Below are 18,646 nucleotides of genomic sequence, written 5' to 3'. Positions count from 1 at the left end.
CGGCACCAACCATGAAGGAAAGACATCAGACTATGAGTGGACTATTCGATCTGACCGGGCGCATCGCCCTGGTTACCGGATCCAGCCGGGGGATCGGCAACGCCCTGGCCCGGGGCCTGGCCGATGCCGGAGCCACGGTGGTGCTCAACGGCATCAACCCGGAACGGCTGGAACTGGCCTACAGCGCCATGGCTGCCGACTACCCCGAAGGCCGCGTCCACAGCCGGGCGTTCGACGTCACGGATGCAGACACCGCCGCGGAAGGCGTCGCGTGGATCGAAAGCAACGTGGGGCCCTTGGACATCCTGGTCAACAACGCCGGCATCCAGCACCGGGTTCCCATGCTGGACCTGGACGTCAAGGACTGGGACCGCGTGATCACCACGGACCTCACCAGTGCCTTCCTGGTGGGCCGGGAAGCCGCCAGGCACATGATCCCCAGGGGACACGGCAAGATCATCAACATCTGCTCGGTGCAGACCGACCTCGCACGGCCCACCATCGCTCCCTACGTTGCCGCCAAGGGCGGACTTCGAAACCTGACGCGGGCCATGACTGCTGAATGGGCTGCTTCAGGCCTGCAGATCAACGGCATTGCGCCCGGCTACATCCACACCGAAATGACCCAGAACCTGGTGGATGACCAGGAGTTCAACTCGTGGATCCTTGGCCGGACACCTGCAAACCGCTGGGGAACAGTCGCAGACCTAGCAGGGCCCACCGTGTGGCTCGCATCCCAGGCATCCAACTTCGTGAACGGCCAGACGATTTTCGTCGACGGCGGAATGACGGTGGTTGTCTGATGGGCATCAACCTTCCCGCCTCGGGTCCTGCCGTTGTTGCCCATGGAAAGGGCGACCTCCGCATTGAAGACATTCCGCTCACCACGCCGTCCAGCGATGAGTCGATCGTGGAAATCGCTTACGGTGGCATCTGCGGATCCGACCTCCACTACTGGTTGCACGGCGCAGCGGGGGAGTCGATCCTCAAAGCGCCCATGGTCCTTGGCCACGAGATTGTGGGCATCGTAGTCCAGCAAGCGGCAGATGGCACTGGCCCCGGCAATGGAACGCCCGTGGCGGTCCACCCTGCAACCCCGGCGCCCGGCGATGTCCGCTACCCGGAGGACCGGCCCAACCTTTCCCCAGGCTGCACCTATTTGGGCAGCGCCGCCCGCTACCCGCACACCGATGGCGCCTTCAGCCGCTACGCAAACCTTCCTTCCAGGATGTTGCGTGCCTTGCCCGAAACTCTGGACCTGAGGACCGCTGCGCTGGTTGAACCCGCCAGCGTCGCCTGGCACGCCGTAGCCCGTGCGGGGGATGTCGCGGGAAAGACGGCCCTTGTGATCGGCAGCGGTCCCATCGGCGCTTTGACTGTCGCCGTCCTGAAGCGTGCCGGCGCGGCCCGGATTGTCGCCGTCGACATGCATGACAAGCCATTGGAGATTGCACGTGCCGTGGGCGCCGATGCCGTCCTCAAGGGCGACGAGGCGGATGCCATTGCGGCGGTGGACGCCGACGTCGTCATTGAGTCCTCCGGGAGCCACTTCGGGCTTGCCTCTGCCATCAAGGGTGCAACCAGGGGTGGAAAAGTAGTGATGGTGGGATTGCTGCCGTCAGGCCCGCAGCCGGTGTTCATCTCCTTGGCCATCACGCGTGAGTTGGAGTTGCTGGGGTCCTTCCGCTTCAACGACGAGATCGATGACGTCATTGCCGCGTTGGCGGACGGATCGCTGTACGTTGACCCCGTGGTGACGCACGAATTCGACCTCGCGCACGGCTTGGAAGCCTTTGACGTGGCGAAGAACTCCGCTGAATCCGGAAAGGTCCTGCTGAACTTCCAGGACTAGTTCTTGGCGACAGGGACAAACACGCGGGGCTGGTCGTTCCAGCTGGGCGCCAGCTCCGCGATGGTTTGCCGCATGATTTTCGCGGCGGCGTCCCGGGCGTCGGATCCGTTTCCGGCGTCGATGGCATGGGCAACGTCCATGTGCCACTGCAGCGCCTGTTTCTGCGGGTGTTCCGGCATGAGTCCGTGCACCGTACGGCCCGTGAGGGTCTCGGTTACCTGGCCGATCAGGTTGGCGAACATTTCGTTCCCAGACCCTGACAACACCAAGGCATGAAAGCGGATGTCGAGGTCCAGGAAGCGGGGCATGTCGCCGGCATCTCCGGCTTCCTTCATGGCCAGCGAAATCCCTACGAGCTCCTGCCGGAGGCTCTCCGGGGCGTTGCCGGCAGCGAGTTCAGCCGCAACAGGCTCGACGGCGGAACGCAGTTCCGCGAGCGACCTCAGCTGGGCGCCGCGCCCGTCGCCGGCAAGGCGCCAGCGAATGACCAGCGGGTCGAATGGATTCCATCGCTGGGCAGGGAGGACACGGATCCCTACCCTCTTGATGGTTTCCACGAGCCCCAGCGACTGCAGCACGCGCACGGCTTCACGGATCACGGAGCGGGAAACGTTGAGTTCTTCCTCCAGGTGCTCCGCGAGCATGACATGCCCTGTCGGGAGGGAACCGCCGACGATCCGGGTTCCCAAATGCTCGACTGCGCGGTGGTGGAGGCTGGTTGACATAGAGGTAAGCATAGTGGCGGTCCGGCCGTCCGTGCGCCGGAATCAGCGGCACGGCATCGCCGGGCGCCAAAGGGGCATGGGCGGCATCATAGACTGTTTTATGACGCGGCCTTGTTCCACAACGTGGGCGCCGCTTTCCCGCACACGGCTCAAATACGTATGGTTTATTGGAGCCCCTGGTTTTGAAATCGCTTCCTGCGTCAACCGCAGGACTGTTTGCACACGATCGAATTGGAGTTTTGATGTCAGCACACATCGGTGTCACCGGCCTCGCGGTGATGGGCGCCAACCTCGCCCGCAACCTTGCCCGCAACGGCTTCACTGTGGCCCTCCACAACCGTTCCGTGGAAAAGACTGACGCCTTGCTGGAAAAGCACGGCTCGGACGGCGATTTCATCCGTACGGAAACGCTGCAGGAACTCGTCGACTCGCTTGAAAAGCCCCGCCGTGTCCTCATCATGGTCAAGGCCGGCGCTCCGGTAGACAACGTCATCGAGCAGCTCGAACCCCTGCTTGAAGCCGGCGACATCATCATCGACGCCGGTAACTCGCACTACGAGGACACCCGTCGCCGTGAAGCTGCCCTCGCCAAGAAGGACCTGCACTTTGTGGGCGTCGGTGTTTCCGGCGGCGAAGAGGGCGCGCTGAACGGCCCGTCCATCATGCCTGGTGGTTCCAAGGAGTCCTACGACGCCCTGGGCCCGCTGCTTGAGAAGATCTCCGCCAAGGTCGATGGCGAGCCTTGCTGCGCCTGGGTTGGCACCGACGGCGCCGGCCACTTCGTCAAGATGGTCCACAACGGCATCGAATACGCCGACATGCAGGTCATCGGCGAGGCATTCGACCTTCTCCGCTCGGGTGCGGGCATCGAGCCGGCCGAGCAGTCCAAGATCTTCACCGAGTGGAACAAGGGCGAGCTGTCCTCCTTCCTGATCGAAATCTCCGCCGAGGTCCTCGGCCATGTTGACGCCAAGACCGGCAAGCCGTTCGTGGATGTGGTCGTTGATGCCGCAGGCCAGAAGGGCACCGGCCGCTGGACGGTCATCTCCGCCCTTGAACTCGGATCCCCGGTCTCCGGCATTGCCGAGTCCGTGTTTGCCCGTGCACTGTCCTCGCAGGCGGAGCAGCGCCGTCTCGGCCAGGAACTCCTTGCCGGCGCGGAAGCTTCCGTGGAGATCCCCGAGACTTTCGTCGAGGACGTCCGCCAGGCTCTCTACGCCTCCAAGCTGGTCTCCTACGCCCAGGGCCTGGACATGCTGACCTCAGCTGCCAAGGAATACGGCTGGGACCTCAAGCTGGACGAGATCGCTTCCCTGTGGCGCGCTGGCTGCATCATCCGCGCAGAACTGCTCAAGGACATCACCAAGGCCTACGCTGCCGAGGAGAAGCCCGCCAACCTGCTCTTCGCACCCGCGTTCACTGCAGCCATTGCCGAGGCACTTCCGGCCTGGCGCCGTGTTGTCGCTACGGCAGTACAGCTTGGCATCCCGGTTCCCGTGTTCTCGTCCTCGCTCGCTTACTACGACGGCCTGCGCCGCAAGCGCGTTGCCGCTGCCCTGATCCAGGGCCAGCGCGACCTCTTCGGTGCGCACACGTACGGCCGCGTTGACACCGAGGGTACGTTCCACACCCTGTGGGGCGAAGACAAGTCCGAGATCTCGGCAGTCGACACCCACTAGCACCACCCAAAGCACAGGGCCGGTTCCTCCCCACTACGCTGGGAGGAGCCGGCCTTTGCCGTGCCGGGTGCCGGCGCGTCGGCCGCTGGATAAGGAACAACACCATGACGCCACGCACCGCCCTGGTCACCGGAGCCTCTACAGGGATCGGTTTCGAAACGGCCATCGCGCTCAAGGCCGCCGGGTTCACGGTGTACGCCGGTGCCCGACGGGTGGAAAAGATGGAGCCGCTGAAGGATCACGGCATCACAGTACTGTCCTTGGACGTCACATTAGAGGACTCCATGGCGTCCGCCGTCGCCCTCGTGGAGGCAGCCCATGGCCGCATCGACGTGCTCGTGAACAACGCAGGCTATGGCTCTTATGGATCTTTGGAAGAAGTGCCGTTGGCAGAGGGCAGGCGCCAATTTGAGGTCAACGTGATCGGCCTGGCCCGGATGACACAGCTCGTCATTCCCGCGATGCGACAGGCCCGCTCTGGACGGATCATCAATATCTCCTCCATCGGAGGCAAGATGTACGAGCCGTTGGGTGCGTGGTATCACGGAACAAAGTTTGCCGTTGAAGGCATGAGCGATTCGCTGCGGCTCGAGCTGAAACCCCACGGCATTGACGTCGTCATTGTTGAACCGGCCGGTACGGATACCGAATGGGGGACCATCGCCGGTCAGGGGCTCCTCGCGACGTCAGCCGATGGTCCCTATAGGGAGCAGGCTCACGTCATGGCGGCAGCTTTGGCGTCCACCTCCGGCCAGGTGATCTCCACTCCGGCCAGCGTGGTGGCCAAAGCGATTGTCCGCGCGGCAACGGCAAAACGCCCCAGGACCCGCTACCCGGTGGGTAGGGGTGCCTGGAGCGTGCTGGCCTTGCGAAGAGTGCTTCCGGACCGCCTTTTTGACGTCGCGCTCTGGAGCTCGTACAAGCGGTTTACGGGTTAGATCCGGTATTCGATGTAATACTCGGCCGGATCCACGGCAGGCTTGGTTTCCGACCTCGCATCCCGGTGCCGCCAGGTGGCGGGTATGCCCGTGATGATCGACTCTGGTGGCGCGTCCTTAACCACCACGGCGTTCGCGCCTATGGCACTGTCTTGGCCGATGGTAATTGGTCCGAGGACTTTCGCGCCGGCCCCGATTGTTACGCGGTCACCTATGGTCGGGTGGCGTTTGACCTTGGCCAGCGAACGGCCACCCAGTGTCACGCCGTGATAGATCATCACGTCCTCGCCGATTTCAGAGGTCTCACCGATGACAACGCCCATGCCATGGTCAATGAAGAACCGACGGCCGATGGTGGCGCCCGGGTGAATCTCTATGCCGGTCAGGAACCTGGCCAGCTGCGAGATCAGGCGTGCAGGAAATCGGAGTGCGGGGTTCTGCCAAAGCCTATGGGTCACGCGGTGTGCCCAGATTGCGTGCAACCCGGAGTAGGCGAAAAAGTTCTCAAAAGAGCCTCGAGCCGCCGGGTCGTGAGACCGGGCGGCGTCGAGGTCTTCCTTAAGTCTTGCGAAGAAGCTCACAAAGACCTTTCTACAGGAAATGAATGCTTGCAGTCGTTGTGTTAACCGCGGATGTCGTCGAACAGAACGGTGGAGATGTAGCGTTCACCGAAGTCGCAAACGACCGCAACGATCAGCTTGCCGGCGTTCTCGGGGCGCTTGGCCAGCTCCAGTGCACCCCACACGATCGCGCCGGAGGAGATGCCGCCCAGGATGCCTTCGCGGGCGCCGAGCTCACGGGCGACGCGGACTGAGTCTTCCAAGGTGGCGTCAAGGACTTCGTCATAGACGTTGGTGTCCAGGATTTCGGGTACGAAGTTGGCGCCGATTCCCTGGATCTTGTGCGGACCGGGGGCTCCACCGTTGAGGATGGCGGAGTCCTTGGGCTCGACGGCCACGATCTGGACACCCGGCTTGCGTTCCTTGAGGACTTGACCCACGCCCGTGACTGTTCCGCCGGTGCCGACGCCGGCAACGAAGATGTCCACTTCACCGTCGGTGTCTTCCCAGATTTCCTCGGCCGTTGTGGTGCGGTGGATCGCGGGGTTGGCCTCATTGGCGAACTGCTGGGCCCAAATGGAGTTCTCCGTGTTGGCGACGATCTCCTGTGCCTTCTCGACGGCGCCGCGCATACCTTCAGAGCCGGGAGTCAGGACGATTTCCGCACCGTAGGCGCGCAGCATGACACGGCGCTCCGTGGACATTGTTTCAGGCATGGTCAGGATGACCTTGTAGCCGCGTGCGGCTCCAACCAGGGCCAAGGCAATACCGGTGTTGCCGGAGGTGCCCTCGACGATCGTTCCACCGGGCTTCAAGGCACCGGACTTTTCAGCAGCGTCAACGATGGCAACGCCAATGCGGTCCTTGACGCTGTTTGCCGGGTTGTAGAACTCGAGCTTGACCGCAACGGTGGCATCAAGGCCTTCGGTAAGCCGGTTCAAGCGGACCAGCGGAGTGCGGCCAACCAGCTGCGTGACGTCGTCGTAGATCCTTGCCATGAAAATTATGCCTATCTCTGAAGAGGGAATACTGGGGTCAGCCTAACCAGCCGGATCGAAACCTTGCTAAGCAGTAAGCCATGCAGAGTAATATTTCCGGGCCTTCGCCAGCTTGGGGTTAATGATCACCTGGCAGTAACCCTGATAAGGGAACTTGGCATAGTAATTCTGGTGGACTTCTTCGGCTTCGTGGAACTCGGGAAGGCGGCTCACTTCGGTCACAATTGGGTCGGACCAGAGCGACTGTGCACGTTCAATGGCTTCCTCGAAGAGAACCTTTTCTTCCGTCGTCGTGTAGAACATCGACGAACGGTACTGGGTTCCGACGTCGTACCCCTGCCGGTTCAGCGTGGTGGGATCGTGAAGAGCGAAGAACATGTCCAGGATGACCTCCTCCGGAACAACGTCCTCGTCGAAAGTCACTGCCACAACCTCCGCATGTCCCGTGGTTCCGGAGCACACTTGGTAGTAGTCGGGGTTGCGGACGTGGCCGCCGGTGTAGCCGGATACCACGGCGCTGACGCCGCGGGTTTTCTGGTAAACGGCATCCAGGCACCAGAAGCAGCCGCCGCCAAGTACGAAAGTTTTCATGTTCTCTTCAATGGATCGGAGGGCCTGATGATTCCCGCTTCACCTTACGGGAGAATTACGGCACCCGGCAGCCAAGGCAGGGGCCGGAAACGCCTGATCCGGCCCGGTAGGGAAGAATAAGAGTATGGAAGCAGTAAACACTGACATTTCTGATGCGGATTCCGTCGAAGACGACGAAACAGTTGAAGCCGGCGGTGATCCTACGCTGGGTCAGGTGTTGCTGGCTGTTGAGGAGCTCTGGCCGGAGTCGCTGGCTGAAGATTGGGATGAAGTAGGTCTCGTCGTAGGACGCCCGAACGTTCCCGTTACCAAAGTCCTTTTTGCTGTGGATCCCACGTTGGCCGCGATTGACGAAGCCGTTGAGTGGGGGGCAGAGCTGCTCATTACGCACCACCCCTTGCTCCTCAAAGGCGTGAATTCCGTGGCGGCCACCTCTGCAAAGGGCCTTGCTGTCCATCGCCTGATTGAGGCGGGCACAGGCCTGCTGACCGTGCACACCAACGGCGACTCTGCCGTCGGCGGGGTGTCGGACGTTCTGGCCGATGCCTTCGGGTTGGAAAACGTCATGCCTCTGACGCCTGCGGCCAACGGGTTGCCGGAAGAGGGCATTGGCAGGGTAGGTGACCTTCCGGAACTCATAACCCTTGGTGATTTCGCTGCGCGCGTCTTTGAAATGCTGCCAGCTGTGGCCGGTGGCGTCCGGGTGGCCGGGGACAAGGACGGGCTGGTGCGTCGAATTGCCGTCTGTGGCGGCGCGGGCGACAGCCTGTTCGACGCCGTCCGGGCCAGCCACGCCGACGTCTACGTTACTGCCGACATGCGCCACCACCCGGCGTCGGAAGCCCGGGAAGGTGCCATCAACGGGCGGCCGTACCTGATTGACGTTTCGCATTTCGCCAGCGAGTGGCTTTGGTTGCCCGCCGCCGCGGAGGCGTTGGGCAACGTGCTCGCTGACCAAGGCTACGACGTCGAAATCCGCGTCAGCAGCACCAACAGCGATCCCTGGGACTTCATACTCACTCCCGGCGGGGACTAGAGTCTAGACAGATACGGACAGCCCCAACAGAAAGGGGCCGTCAGGCCGGAACCGACACTCGGATCCGGCGGCGACAAACGGAGGTAAGCGTGGCGAAAGCAGCACCGGCAGAACAGTTGAAATTGCTTGAACTGCAGGGGCTGGACGCCAAGCTCAAATCGTTGGCCGGACGCCGGAAGGTGCTCGAAACCGACCCCCGCATTGCCGACCTCACCGACGCCCTCAGCGTGGCCAACGGCGAATTGGGTGCGGCCAAGATCGCTGTCCATGATGCGGAGACTGAACTGCGCCGTTCAGAGGCCGACGTTGAGCAGGTGGCCAGCCGCATCGAGCGGGACGAAGCCAGGCTGAACAGCGGCACTGGACTCTCCAAGGACCTCGTCGCCCTGCAGAGTGATATCGCTTCCCTCAACAAGCGCCGTTCCGATCTGGAGGACGTTGAGCTTGAGATCCTGGAACGTTTGGATACCCTCCGCGAACGCCAGGCCGCGCAGCAGGCAATCGTTGACGATATTCAGGGGTCCTTCGGAAGCATCCGCGCCGAGCTCGACGAGGCGATTGCTGAAATCGCCGCCGAAGAGACAGTAGTTCGTGGCCAACGAGCCACTTTTGCTGACTCCTTGGACGCTGGAATGCTGGCCGTGTATGAGAAAACCATTGCCAAGAGGGGCGTCGGAGCTGCCCGGCTGTTCCACGGCAAGTCCGAGGGGTCGGGCATGATGCTCAGCCCTGGCGACCTCGCGGAAGTCAAAACCGCAGCCGATGACGACATCGTTTTCTGCCCGGACTCCGGCTGCATTCTTGTGCGTTCGGCGGAGTGGAACTGAGCTAGCCGGCCAGGATGATGTTCAGTGCGTGCGGCTTGCGGGCTGTGCCTTCAACAAGTTCCGTGGTCCAGATTTCACTGGCCGCCTTCAAGAGCTGAGCCGGGGTTGCCGGTGCCTTTCCGCGCCGCGTTAGTAGATGCCGGGCCAGCTCACCTCGGGTGTGCTTGGCGAAGTGGCTGACTACCGTGCGCTTGCCGTTCGCCTCGTTGAACACATTGACGTTCACGGTCTGCGCGGCAGGGGGAGCCCATGCGGCGGCATAGGTGCTGGAACGGCAATCCACCAGCAGCTCGCCTTCGGCGCGCCGGGTGAGGGCGGCCGTCAGCTGAGGCTTCCAGTAGGAGGCGAGGCGTCCGACGTCGGGCAGCGCGGTTCCCATGGACAGGCGATAGGCGGGTACGTGGTCACCAAAGCCGATGGCGCCCCACAGGGCGGAGACCACCAGGATGGATTCGGTCGCCTTGCGGCGCTGTGTTGGCGTCATGCTGTTGTAACCCAAGGCGTCGTACAGGACCCCGGAGTACACCTGATGGGCCGGGGCCGCCGGTTCGGCGTGCAGCCGCGTATTGCGCGCGACGTCGTCCCGCAACGAGGCGCCGACGCCCAGCAACGCGAGTGCATCCTCGTGCGCGCTCACCGTCCCCAGCGACTCCAGCACCCTTGCCCGGTAGGGGTTCAGCTCCGGAAAGCTGAGTGACTCCCATTCGACGGCGGGGCCTTTGACAGCGGGGGTCTTGCCTTCTGAAGGCGGCAGCAGAATCAGCACCAGTCGATATTACCGGTGACTTGGGCGGCTTCCGACGCCGGTAGACTGTACGGCGGATGGGTTGACCAGGCGGCCGCGCGTCACGAAAGTGGCTCGAGGAACGTCCGGGCTCCGCAGAGCAGGGTGGTGGGTAACGCCCACTCGGGGTAACCCGCAGGCCAGTGCCACAGAGAACAGACCGCCTGCGTTTGGTGATGTTTGCATCACCAGGCAGCAGGTAAGGGTGAAACGGTGGTGTAAGAGACCACCAGCTCCCTGGGTGACCGGGGAGGCTAGGTAAACCCCACCCGGAGCAAGGCCAGACAGGACACGTTCGAGGGCTGCTCGCCCGAGTGTCCGGGTAGGCTGCTGGAGGGCGTCGGCAACGGCGTTCGTAGATGGATGGCCGCTACTCCCTTTCCGGCAACGGCAGGGGATGACAGAACCCGGCGTATCGGTCAACCCATCCACCCCAAGGGGCCGAAACTCCCGTGAGCTCGCGGGAATCGTTGGTAACTCTGTCTGACAGCAAGCAAACTGACTAACGACAAATTTGTCACCTTGAAAGTCAAATTACTTGAATCGTTGAACCTTCCAGTAGTTTGACCAAATGGGGTCCACCGAACACACACCAGAAACCCGGCATTCACTTGCTGGACTCGCCGCCGTCGCCCTCTCCGTAGGAACTTCGGTTGACGACGACTGGGGCACCGCCCAGGAAGCAGCTACCAAGCCGACCGAGGAATCCGCCTACCGCGAAGCCCTCCGGCTCGCAGGCGATGTCGCCTATCGGAAGTTTGGCCAAGTCGTCTAGCAAACGCCGGATAGCCCCCTCGCGAGATAGTGGGGGCCACGCGCTCCACGGTGATATCTGTTCGCCCGCCACGTGACAACCGTGGGTCCCCATTGGTTGAGACTGTCGCCGGCGAACACCAGGACGGTGTATCGGTCACCCACCCATTTATGACCGCCGGACTTCCGGCGTGTGAGTGATTTCACGCCCCTGGGCAACCTGCACGCCTTCCTTCCGCCCTAGAATGGTTACTGAACGTAGATGTTCTGCCGCCGGGACTGCGTTCGCAGCCGGCGGATTTTCTTTGCTCTCGTTCAAGGCGCTGTGGGTGGACCGAAGCCCGCCGGCGCATGTGCCGCAGGATTACTCCGGGCGGCCGCTGCCATCTGCATACGAGGACGTATGTGGTTGACCCAAGGAAGGTAGTTCTGTGAGCCAGACGTCAGATTCTTGTCTTGATAAGTGGATGGGCCGGGAGGCTCTCGCCGAGGCCATGATTCCGGTGATCGGCCGGTTGTACCGGGAAAACAATGTGGTCACCAGCATCCACGGCCGCAGCCTGATCAACAAGTCCACCATGAACATCCTCAAGGCGCACCGTTTTGCCCGCCGGATGAGCAACACCGAGCTCCTGCTCGAAGAAACCGCCCCCCTGCTGAATGCCCTTTCCGAGCTGGAACTCGGCGCGGCAGCGATCGACATCGCACGTTTGACGGAGAAGTTCCGGGCCGAAGGCAATGGCGCCTCGCTGGATGACTTCCTGCGCGATGAGTTGGCTGAGATCGTTGGAAAGCGTGGGGCTGACAACCGCACCAGCACCGACGTCGTGCTCTACGGCTTTGGCCGTATCGGCCGCCTCCTGGCCCGCATCCTGATTGAAAAGGCCGGTGGCGGACACGGCCTTCGTCTCCGCGCCATCGTGGTTCGCAAGGGTGCAGACAACGACCTCGTGAAGCGCGCCAGCTTGCTGCGCCGCGATTCAGTGCACGGTTCATTCGAGGGCACCATCCGCGTGGACGAGGAAGCGAACACCATCACCGCCAACGGTGTGCAGGTACAGGTCATCTACTCGGACAACCCTGCAACTGTGGACTACACGGCCTACGGCATCAAGGACGCCTTGGTAGTGGACAACACGGGCCGCTGGCGCGATGCCGATGGCCTTTCCCAGCACCTGCAGAGCAAGGGTGTTGCCCGCGTGCTGCTCACCGCGCCGGGCAAGGGCGACCTCAAGAACATCGTCCACGGCATCAACCACAGGGACATCTCGGACGACGACAAGATCGTCACCGCGGCGTCCTGCACCACCAACGCCATCACCCCCGTGTTGAAGGCCATCAACGACAAGTTCGGCATCATTCACGGACACGTGGAAACAGTGCACTCGTTCACCAACGACCAGAACCTGATCGACAACTTCCACAAGGGCGATCGTCGCGGGCGCTCCGCAGCGCTGAACATGGTCATCACAGAGACCGGCGCGGCCAAGGCAGTGGCCAAGGCACTGCCTGAACTGCAGGGCAAGCTCACGGGCAACGCCATCCGCGTACCCACCCCGGATGTCTCAATGGCCATCTTGAACCTCAACCTTGAGAACGGCACCACGCGCGACGAAGTCAACGACTTCCTCCGTGAAATGTCGCTGCACTCCGAGTTGCGCAAGCAGATCGACTACATCGACTCTCCGGATGTTGTTTCCACTGACTTCGTCGGCTCACGCCGTGCAGGCATCGTGGATGGCCTCGCGACCATCTCCAATGACAAGAACCTCGTGCTGTACGTCTGGTACGACAACGAGTTCGGCTACTCCTGCCAGGTTGTCCGCGTCATGGAGGAAATGGCCGGCGTCAACCCGCCGTCGTTCCCCGCCCGCGATGTCGTGGCTCCTATCGCGGTGCTTGAGCCGGCTGACGCCTAGGCACGACGAAGAATTCACAGGTTTCCCGGCTGTCTTACTGGCATCAGCCGGGAAACCTGCCCATGATGGGTGCATGGAAAATGAATCGACATTGGAACATGAAACAACCTTGGAACACGCGCTCGATGTAGCCCGCGCCAACCACAAGCAGGCGCAGAAGCTCCTGGACCAGGCCGTTGCGGCCAACGCAACAGGAGACGTTACGGACCAGCGCGTCGAACAATTGCGTGGGCTTCTCGCAGTAGCTACGGAGGACCTGCAACGCGTCATGCGCGAGCAGTAGCCACCACTTTTCATACCGCCACAGAGTGACTCCTCCTCCACACTGTGGATACCGGCTCTGACTGTCAGAGCCTTGGCATACGCTCGAAGGACACTAACCGCCCTCCGGATGGAGTCCCTTGAGTATTACTTGGTCAGCCTATAAACGCGCACGCCGCCGGTCTCGTCGGGCATGGGCCATTCTCGGGCTGGCTGCCGCTTGCATCGTGGCGGCATTGTCGTGGTTTTTTGCCATTGGCCAGTTCAGTGCGGCCGAACCCTGGACGGCAGGCCCCAGCGAGGCCCCTGTGTTCGACCCCACATGGATGAAACCCGTTCCCGGTGCTGCCCCGGTTGCCGCCGAAAACGCAAGTGATGCTTTGGAGCGCCTCCCGGTCAAGGGCAAGGCGCCGAAAGCTGGATACGACAGAGCTGCCTTCGGGCAGGCGTGGTCGGATGTCGATCACAATGGATGCGACACAAGGAATGACATCCTAAGGAGGGACCTGTCCTCCGTTGAGTTCACGGAAGGATCCTCCTGCAAGGTAGCTGGGGGAGACTTCCAGGAACCCTACACCGGGGCAAGCGTAGCCTTCCGGAGGGGCCAGGACACTAGCGCTGCCGTGCAGATCGACCATGTGGTGGCCCTGGCCGATGCTTGGCAGAAGGGCGCCCAACAGCTGACGGCCCAGCAACGGCAGACCCTCGCCAATGATCCGCTGAACCTGATTGCGGCAGACGGCCCTGCAAACGTGAAAAAGGGGGCCGGTGATGCTGCGACATGGCTGCCTGCGAACAAGAGCTTCCGGTGCCATTACATAGCTCGGCAGATCTCGGTCAAAGAGGCCTACAAGCTCTGGGTCAGCCAAGCTGAGAAGGAAGCCATGAAGCGTGTCTTGTCGTCCTGTCCCGGGCAACAGACCATCTACAGCGCCAGGTGACCGTGCCCGAGCTGCCACGTACCGCCGTCGTCGATCCTTTCCAGGACCGCGCGCTGGAGTGATGTCTCCCGTGGGAGCCTGTCCAAATCCTGCAGACCCCGCTGCCGGAAAGTGAAGTACACGGCATCTGTCGGGGCATCGGAGCAGCGGTCCAGCGTGAAGCGGCTGGCAAAGGAAGCGATGTTGCTGTTGGGGATCCTCTGAGCAAGGTAAGGATCCAGCATCCAGGAGTCGCATGTGGCCACCGCGGCTGGCTTGTCCGGAAAATACCGGGGGAAGAAGGACCGTGCCTCGGCGAAGCTGGCGTCAACGGCGGCAGGGGACAGGCCTCCGTCTTCCGGGATGTGTACTCCCAGAACCCAACCGGGCCGCTGGCTGGGCGTGTGCGAATCGGAGTTGGCGTTCGTTTCCCGGACCAAGTGGAATTGCAACCGGCCCAGACGGAACAGGTTGCCGGCCATGTGCAAGGTGAGCCAGCGCCACGTATCCAGCCCAAAGCGACCGTGGACCCGCCGGTTGATACGGAGCTGAAGGCCCAGATCCGCCAAGGAAGCGGCTGAGACCGCAGGGCTGATTCCGAGCGTCAGGTGATAGGCGTGGACCGAAGGAGCGAATCGCAGCAGCGCTTCGATCCAGGCCGTTTCGTCGTCCACGCCAGCGTGGATGCTCTCCAGCGGAAACGTTCCAAGCCGTTCCGTCATTGCGGCGATCGCGCGCAGAACCGGCTCACTGGGGGGCGTTGCCAGTAGCTTCCGGCACTCAGCGGCATCGTCGGCACTGATATCCAGGAGTGTGAAGAGCTCCGAGTGCTGAGCGGTTGTCATAGGCTCAGTGGCCGAAGGGGTCGGGATCGACGCCGGGCATCCATGTCAGGCCAGGAACACCCCAGCCATGCTTCTTGGCTTGCTTGAGGGCTTTTTTGGCATACCGGTCCATGAGGCGGTTGACATAGAGCTTGCCGTCCAGGTGGTCGAACTCGTGTTGCAGGATTCGCGCGAACCAGCCGGTTGCTTCGAAGTCCACCGGGTTACCGTGTCCATCGAAACCTTGGACCCGTGTCCATGCGGCGCGTTGCAACGGGTAGTACTCGCCCGGGAATGACAAACAGCCCTCAACGTCTTCGTCAGGATCGGGGAGGGCGCCGGAAACTTTTGAGAGCGTCAACACAGGGTTGACCACCACGCCTTGCTCCGGAACGTCGTCGTCATTGGCATATTTGTAGATGAAGATGCGCTTGCCTACGCCGATCTGTGGCGCTGCGAGGCCGACTCCGTTCGCGGCTTCGTTGGTCTCCACCATGTCCGCGATCAAGGTTCGAAGTTCGTCGTCGAAGACCTCGACTTCGCTCGCCCGGCGGTGCAAGACCGGGTCGCCCCAAATGGTGACTGGCAGGACGGTCATGTCAGTTCTTCCTTTGTCGATCGCGGTGGTCCGGAAGCGGCCCTCGTCCGCAAGCGGGTCGAAACAAAACAAAGGCCGCACCGGGTAACCAGTGCGGCCTTTGCGGAAACCGGCCGTAAAGCCAATCTCGGTGGGGTGAGCTACGGGGGTTGAACCCGCGACCTCCTGGACCACAACCAGGCGCTCTGCCAACTGAGCTAAGCCCACCATGTGCCCTTTTTGGTTAGTCCGTGTGACCGGCTTTCCGTGAAGGCAACGACAAATAGCTTACCTGCTGTTTTGGGGTGCAAAGTCCACTTTTGCCCTTTTCCGCGAAAAAAACCCAAAAAATGGTGCAGATCACACCGTTTCGCTGGAGCCCAAGGTCTCTGCGGTGGCGATGACGTCCTTCGAAATGCGCTGGGCCGTTGCTGTATCCGGTCCGGGGGCGGCCACGAAGACGGCTTCGCGGTAGTAGCGGAGTTCGTCGATGGAGTCTTTGATATCGCCCAGGGCGCGGTGGCCGCCATGTTTGGGCGGGGACTGGAAGTAAGCCCGCGGGAACCAACGACGGGAGAGTTCCTTGATGGTGCTGACGTCGATCACGCGATAGTGCAGGTGTTCCACGATGTTTGGCATGTCGCGGGCCAGGAACATCCTGTCCGTTCCCACTGAGTTGCCACCCAATGGAGCCTTTCGGGGGTCGGGAACCCATTTTTCGATGTATTCGAGCACCTGCGCCTCGGCCTCGGCCATGGTCTTGCCATAGGGGAGTTCGTCCAGGAGCTTTGAACGCGTGTGCATGTCGCGCACGAAATCGTTCATCTGCTCCAGCGCGGCGTCGTCCGGCTTGATCACGACGTCTACTCCGTCGCCCAGGATGTTGAGTTCGGAATCCGTTACCAGCGCTGCAACCTCGATCAGGGCGTCGTTCTTGAGATCCAGGCCGGTCATTTCGCAGTCGATCCAGACGATGCGTTCATTAGTAATAGGCACCCGCCTAGCCTATCCTTCAGCTGGTTCCAAGTGCTCCGATGGTACGATTTTTTGAGCGCGGCAGTGTCGTTTCTTCCTGTCGTCGAAAGCCCAGAAGACGCTGAATTTTGACCCAACACACAGGGTGAACGATTGGATGACGACCACATGACGGTGCCACTATCCGCCGCCGAGAAGGCAGGGAAAGCAGAGCCGTCGGCGGATGCTGCTGCCAGCGAGGTAGACAACGCACGTTCGCCACTAATCGCCGGGTTCATCGGGTCGATGTTCATGGTGTTTGGTTCGTTGGGCGTTGGCTGGCTCGCGCCGGTATCGGAACTTCGTCGGCTTCCGCTCTTCATCTGGATGCGGACCGAGGGCGTAGGCGTCGGCCTTTCCATTGTTCTGCTTGCCATCGGAGGCATGCTTCTTGTCCGGGCATGGCTGCGATTGGGGCAGCGGGTCCGGGTCTGGGGACTTGAGGCCCGCAAGGCAACACTGCAGGCCGTAGTGGCCTGGGGGTTGCCCATGATGTTCACGGTTCCGTTGTTCAGCAGGGACGTCTATGCGTACATCGGTCAAGGCCGTTTGATGGTCGAGGGCATGAATCCCTATCAGAACGGGATATCGGCCCTGCCCAACTACTTCCAATTGGGCGCCGACAAGATGTGGACCGAGGCCCCGGTGCCCTACGGGCAGCTTTTCCTTTGGATCGAGCAGTTCGTCGTTTGGGCGACCAATGTGCAGCCGGAAGCCAGCATCATGCTCTTCCGCCTCGTAGCGGTAGTTGGGGTCATCCTTTGCATCATCTACGTGCCAAAGCTGGCAGAGCTCCACGGTGTCAATCCGCACCGCGCATTGTGGCTGACGGCGGCAAATCCGCTCTTCCTCACCAACTTCATCGCCAGCGTCCACAACGACGCCCTGATGATCGGCCTGGCGCTGGCCGGCCTCTATTACTGCGCCACTCGGCGGGTCATCCTGGGCATTGCGCTGGTCACGCTCTCTATTTCGGTCAAGCCCATCACCCTGGTGTTTCTCCCGTTCATTGGACTTCTATGGGCCGGCAAAGGGGCGTCGTGGCCACGCAAGTTCCTCTACTGGTTCCTTACGGCCGCCCTCAGTTTCGCGCTTCTGTACGCAATGAGCCTGGTCAACGGCTTCGGATTCGGCTGGATCAACGGACTGTCGGCGCCGGGCAGCGTCTGGATCTGGTACGCACCCATTGGCTTGATCGGCTTGATCGTGGCCTCCATCTTAAACGTCTTCGGCCTGGATGGTTGGGGCATGGCCAAGTGGGTATACGACGCCGGTAAGGTACTGATGCTCGGAGCCGTCGCCTGGCAAGTCTTCCGCGGAGACTACGACCGCCTGATGCGCCGCCTGACGCTCGCTTTCGCGGCCATCGTCCTGCTTGCGCCAATGATTCAGTCTTGGTACGTGGTGTGGCTTATTCCGCTCTTCGCCGTCACTGGTATCCGGAACGACTGGCAGGTCAAAGCCGTGTACTTCATAGTCTCGTTCTTCATGGTCTATGCCATCTCGGACCAGTTGGACGTCTTCCCGTACCTTCAAAGTGAAGACCTCGGCTTGGCTCTGACCCTGGCTAGGAACGCGGCTGCGATCATCGCGCTCCTGTTCGCTGTTTATCTGATCTTTGTGGACCCAAAAACCAAGAGCCTGTTCCGCAAACGCGACGAACCCGGCCTGCGCCCCATTATCTGAGTCGGATCCACAGGGCTACAGGAGCCGCGTCGCTTCACGGGTGGACAACGTGCTGAGGGCGGTTGCGTTGTCAGCAGCGAAGGCCCTGACCCATTCAGGATCAGTCTTGCTGTACTCCCGCAAGGCCCAGCCGATGGCCTTGCGGATGAAGAATTCCTTGTCGGGCAAGTTGGGCTTGATGACGTCAGAGAGCAGCCCGGTGTCGGTCATGGACTTCGCCCCCAGCTGGGCCGTGATGGAAGCCCTGCGGATCCACATGTCCTGGTCCGTGGCCCATTGAAGAAGAAGTGCCGTCATGGTGGACCTGTGGGCAAGCAAAAGCGCGCAGATCCGATGCGATACTCCGTCGACGAGGTCCCACCACGCGCCCGTGCGAATGATTTCCTCGTACACGGGGAGCATGTCCAGATCTTCCTTGACCATCCGCAACCCCGTTAGGTCGATAGCTGCATACCTTTCTTCGCGAGCCTCCGCTTCGCGCCACAACTGAAGGACGGCCAACCTCAGGTCATCAGGGGAGGATACGGGGAAGTCCTTCGCTGCCGCCTTCACAATTCTGCGCACGTCGGGAACCCTGACGCCCCAAGAAGGCATATCCGATTTCATGTAGGCCTGAGCTCCCCGCGACCGATCAACGTCTCCCGCGGAACGGAGCGTAGATCGGATCGACTGAACGAGGTCATGGTTGGTCATGCCTCAACT

20 protein-coding genes, 1 tRNA gene and 1 other RNA gene are annotated in these 18,646 nt (G+C 61.7%); 12 read left to right on the top strand and 10 right to left on the bottom strand.

Translation table 11 applies throughout. The features are described 5' to 3' along the window. Window positions 1-32: 32 nt before the first annotated feature. Together ACFRJ9_RS05445 and ACFRJ9_RS05440 are read left to right on the top strand one after the other, a co-directional pair. The gene (locus tag ACFRJ9_RS05445) at window positions 33-803 is read left to right on the top strand and encodes an SDR family oxidoreductase (protein ID WP_377665203.1); all 771 of its coding nucleotides are present in this window, start codon (window positions 33-35) and stop codon (window positions 801-803) included. Next, window positions 803-1,852 carry an L-idonate 5-dehydrogenase gene (locus ACFRJ9_RS05440; protein ID WP_377665201.1) on the top strand — a complete coding sequence of 350 codons (1,050 nt, stop codon included), beginning with the start codon at window positions 803-805 and terminating at the stop codon, window positions 1,850-1,852. The genes ACFRJ9_RS05445 and ACFRJ9_RS05440 overlap by 1 nt, the downstream gene beginning before the upstream one ends. Here the strand turns inward: ACFRJ9_RS05440 and ACFRJ9_RS05435 are convergent. Then, entirely contained in the window at window positions 1,849-2,577 is a 729-nt protein-coding gene (locus tag ACFRJ9_RS05435) for a FadR/GntR family transcriptional regulator (protein ID WP_377665199.1), read from the bottom strand. The genes ACFRJ9_RS05440 and ACFRJ9_RS05435 overlap by 4 nt on opposite strands. Window positions 2,578-2,819: 242 nt before the next feature. Here ACFRJ9_RS05435 and gndA point away from each other — a divergent pair, with 242 nt between their 5' ends. Both gndA and ACFRJ9_RS05425 read left to right on the top strand, forming a co-directional pair. Then, entirely contained in the window at window positions 2,820-4,256 is a 1,437-nt protein-coding gene (gene gndA, locus ACFRJ9_RS05430) for an NADP-dependent phosphogluconate dehydrogenase (protein ID WP_377665197.1), read from the top strand. 104 nt (window positions 4,257-4,360) lie between these two features. Continuing rightward, entirely contained in the window at window positions 4,361-5,194 is an 834-nt protein-coding gene (locus ACFRJ9_RS05425) for an oxidoreductase (protein ID WP_377665195.1), read from the top strand. Here the strand turns inward: ACFRJ9_RS05425 and epsC are convergent. From epsC to msrA, 3 genes are all read right to left on the bottom strand, one after another. Beyond that, entirely contained in the window at window positions 5,191-5,775 is a 585-nt protein-coding gene (gene epsC, locus ACFRJ9_RS05420) for a serine O-acetyltransferase EpsC (RefSeq protein WP_377665192.1), read from the bottom strand. The two genes, ACFRJ9_RS05425 and epsC, sit on opposite strands and share 4 nt — an antisense overlap. A gap of 41 nt (window positions 5,776-5,816) precedes the next feature. Beyond that, complete coding sequence (gene cysK / locus ACFRJ9_RS05415) at window positions 5,817-6,752, bottom strand: cysteine synthase A (protein WP_377665190.1); 936 nt, start codon at window positions 6,750-6,752, stop codon at window positions 5,817-5,819. 66 nt (window positions 6,753-6,818) lie between these two features. Next, a complete protein-coding gene (msrA, locus tag ACFRJ9_RS05410) occupies window positions 6,819-7,343 on the bottom strand; it encodes a peptide-methionine (S)-S-oxide reductase MsrA (protein ID WP_377665188.1) in 525 nt (174 codons plus the stop codon). A gap of 124 nt (window positions 7,344-7,467) precedes the next feature. On the opposite strand from msrA, the gene ACFRJ9_RS05405 reads away from it, so the two are divergent. Next, complete coding sequence (locus ACFRJ9_RS05405; RefSeq protein ID WP_377665186.1) at window positions 7,468-8,379, top strand: Nif3-like dinuclear metal center hexameric protein; 912 nt, start codon at window positions 7,468-7,470, stop codon at window positions 8,377-8,379. 89 nt (window positions 8,380-8,468) lie between these two features. After that, the gene (locus tag ACFRJ9_RS05400) at window positions 8,469-9,206 is read left to right on the top strand and encodes a zinc ribbon domain-containing protein (RefSeq protein ID WP_377665184.1); all 738 of its coding nucleotides are present in this window, start codon (window positions 8,469-8,471) and stop codon (window positions 9,204-9,206) included. Between the two features lies 1 nt (window position 9,207). Here the strand turns inward: ACFRJ9_RS05400 and ACFRJ9_RS05395 are convergent, their stop codons facing one another. Further along, the gene (locus tag ACFRJ9_RS05395; protein ID WP_377665182.1) at window positions 9,208-9,972 is read right to left on the bottom strand and encodes a YaaA family protein; all 765 of its coding nucleotides are present in this window, start codon (window positions 9,970-9,972) and stop codon (window positions 9,208-9,210) included. A 57-nt stretch (window positions 9,973-10,029) separates the two neighbouring features. On the opposite strand from ACFRJ9_RS05395, the gene rnpB reads away from it, so the two are divergent. The 5 genes from rnpB (at window position 10,030) to ACFRJ9_RS05370 (ending at window position 13,864) form a co-directional block, all read left to right on the top strand. Continuing rightward, an RNA gene (gene rnpB / locus ACFRJ9_RS05390) (RNase P RNA component class A) lies at window positions 10,030-10,421 on the top strand. Window positions 10,422-10,561: 140 nt separating this feature from the next. Further along, window positions 10,562-10,765: a hypothetical protein gene (locus ACFRJ9_RS05385; RefSeq protein WP_377665180.1), complete on the top strand. Its 204-nt coding sequence runs from the start codon at window positions 10,562-10,564 to the stop codon at window positions 10,763-10,765. Window positions 10,766-11,174: 409 nt separating this feature from the next. Continuing rightward, window positions 11,175-12,662 carry a glyceraldehyde-3-phosphate dehydrogenase gene (locus tag ACFRJ9_RS05380; RefSeq protein WP_377665178.1) on the top strand — a complete coding sequence of 496 codons (1,488 nt, stop codon included), beginning with the start codon at window positions 11,175-11,177 and terminating at the stop codon, window positions 12,660-12,662. A gap of 73 nt (window positions 12,663-12,735) precedes the next feature. Continuing rightward, window positions 12,736-12,945, top strand: coding sequence for a hypothetical protein (locus tag ACFRJ9_RS05375; RefSeq protein WP_377665176.1), 210 nt, complete (start codon window positions 12,736-12,738; stop codon window positions 12,943-12,945). A 118-nt stretch (window positions 12,946-13,063) separates the two neighbouring features. Then, complete coding sequence (locus ACFRJ9_RS05370; RefSeq protein ID WP_377665174.1) at window positions 13,064-13,864, top strand: HNH endonuclease family protein; 801 nt, start codon at window positions 13,064-13,066, stop codon at window positions 13,862-13,864. Here ACFRJ9_RS05370 and ACFRJ9_RS05365 read toward each other — a convergent pair. The 4 genes from ACFRJ9_RS05365 to orn form a co-directional block, all read right to left on the bottom strand. Beyond that, the gene (locus ACFRJ9_RS05365) at window positions 13,849-14,688 is read right to left on the bottom strand and encodes an acyltransferase domain-containing protein (protein WP_377665172.1); all 840 of its coding nucleotides are present in this window, start codon (window positions 14,686-14,688) and stop codon (window positions 13,849-13,851) included. The two genes, ACFRJ9_RS05370 and ACFRJ9_RS05365, sit on opposite strands and share 16 nt — an antisense overlap. Before the next feature lie 4 nt (window positions 14,689-14,692). After that, window positions 14,693-15,265, bottom strand: a complete 573-nt coding sequence (gene def / locus ACFRJ9_RS05360) for a peptide deformylase (RefSeq protein WP_377665170.1) — start codon at window positions 15,263-15,265, stop codon at window positions 14,693-14,695. A gap of 131 nt (window positions 15,266-15,396) precedes the next feature. Next, a tRNA-His gene (locus ACFRJ9_RS05355) sits at window positions 15,397-15,472 on the bottom strand. A gap of 132 nt (window positions 15,473-15,604) precedes the next feature. Then, window positions 15,605-16,240, bottom strand: coding sequence for an oligoribonuclease (gene orn / locus ACFRJ9_RS05350; protein WP_377665168.1), 636 nt, complete (start codon window positions 16,238-16,240; stop codon window positions 15,605-15,607). Window positions 16,241-16,387: 147 nt separating this feature from the next. Here orn and mptB point away from each other — a divergent pair, with 147 nt between their 5' ends. Continuing rightward, window positions 16,388-17,944: a polyprenol phosphomannose-dependent alpha 1,6 mannosyltransferase MptB gene (mptB, locus tag ACFRJ9_RS05345; protein ID WP_377665166.1), complete on the top strand. Its 1,557-nt coding sequence runs from the start codon at window positions 16,388-16,390 to the stop codon at window positions 17,942-17,944. A 15-nt stretch (window positions 17,945-17,959) separates the two neighbouring features. On the opposite strand, the gene ACFRJ9_RS05340 is transcribed toward mptB, so the two are convergent. Then, window positions 17,960-18,637: a DNA alkylation repair protein gene (locus ACFRJ9_RS05340; protein WP_377665164.1), complete on the bottom strand. Its 678-nt coding sequence runs from the start codon at window positions 18,635-18,637 to the stop codon at window positions 17,960-17,962. Window positions 18,638-18,646 lie beyond the last annotated feature (9 nt).

This window comes from Paenarthrobacter sp. NPDC056912, from assembly GCF_042786555.1.
Lineage (GTDB): Bacteria > Actinomycetota > Actinomycetes > Actinomycetales > Micrococcaceae > Arthrobacter.
The sequence above is the reverse complement of the archived record's forward strand: the minus strand, read 5'-3'. Positions and strand labels throughout refer to the sequence as shown.

Bases quoted from the DNA above. Each gene is read 5' to 3' on its own strand.
- ACFRJ9_RS05340 (WP_377665164.1), bottom strand. From the start codon at position 18,637: ATGACCAACCATGACCTCGTTCAGTCGATCCGATCTACGCTCCGTTCC.
- def (WP_377665170.1), bottom strand. From the start codon at position 15,265: ATGACCGTCCTGCCAGTCACCATTTGGGGCGACCCGGTCTTGCACCGC.
- ACFRJ9_RS05385 (WP_377665180.1), top strand. From the start codon at position 10,562: ATGGGGTCCACCGAACACACACCAGAAACCCGGCATTCACTTGCTGGA.
- ACFRJ9_RS05445 (WP_377665203.1), top strand. From the start codon at position 33: ATGAGTGGACTATTCGATCTGACCGGGCGCATCGCCCTGGTTACCGGA.
- ACFRJ9_RS05440 (WP_377665201.1), top strand. From the start codon at position 803: ATGGGCATCAACCTTCCCGCCTCGGGTCCTGCCGTTGTTGCCCATGGA.
- cysK (WP_377665190.1), bottom strand. From the start codon at position 6,752: ATGGCAAGGATCTACGACGACGTCACGCAGCTGGTTGGCCGCACTCCG.
- ACFRJ9_RS05375 (WP_377665176.1), top strand. From the start codon at position 12,736: ATGGAAAATGAATCGACATTGGAACATGAAACAACCTTGGAACACGCG.
- gndA (WP_377665197.1), top strand. From the start codon at position 2,820: ATGTCAGCACACATCGGTGTCACCGGCCTCGCGGTGATGGGCGCCAAC.
- mptB (WP_377665166.1), top strand. From the start codon at position 16,388: ATGACGGTGCCACTATCCGCCGCCGAGAAGGCAGGGAAAGCAGAGCCG.
- msrA (WP_377665188.1), bottom strand. From the start codon at position 7,343: ATGAAAACTTTCGTACTTGGCGGCGGCTGCTTCTGGTGCCTGGATGCC.
- ACFRJ9_RS05405 (WP_377665186.1), top strand. From the start codon at position 7,468: ATGGAAGCAGTAAACACTGACATTTCTGATGCGGATTCCGTCGAAGAC.
- ACFRJ9_RS05435 (WP_377665199.1), bottom strand. From the start codon at position 2,577: ATGTCAACCAGCCTCCACCACCGCGCAGTCGAGCATTTGGGAACCCGG.
- ACFRJ9_RS05365 (WP_377665172.1), bottom strand. From the start codon at position 14,688: ATGACAACCGCTCAGCACTCGGAGCTCTTCACACTCCTGGATATCAGT.
- ACFRJ9_RS05425 (WP_377665195.1), top strand. From the start codon at position 4,361: ATGACGCCACGCACCGCCCTGGTCACCGGAGCCTCTACAGGGATCGGT.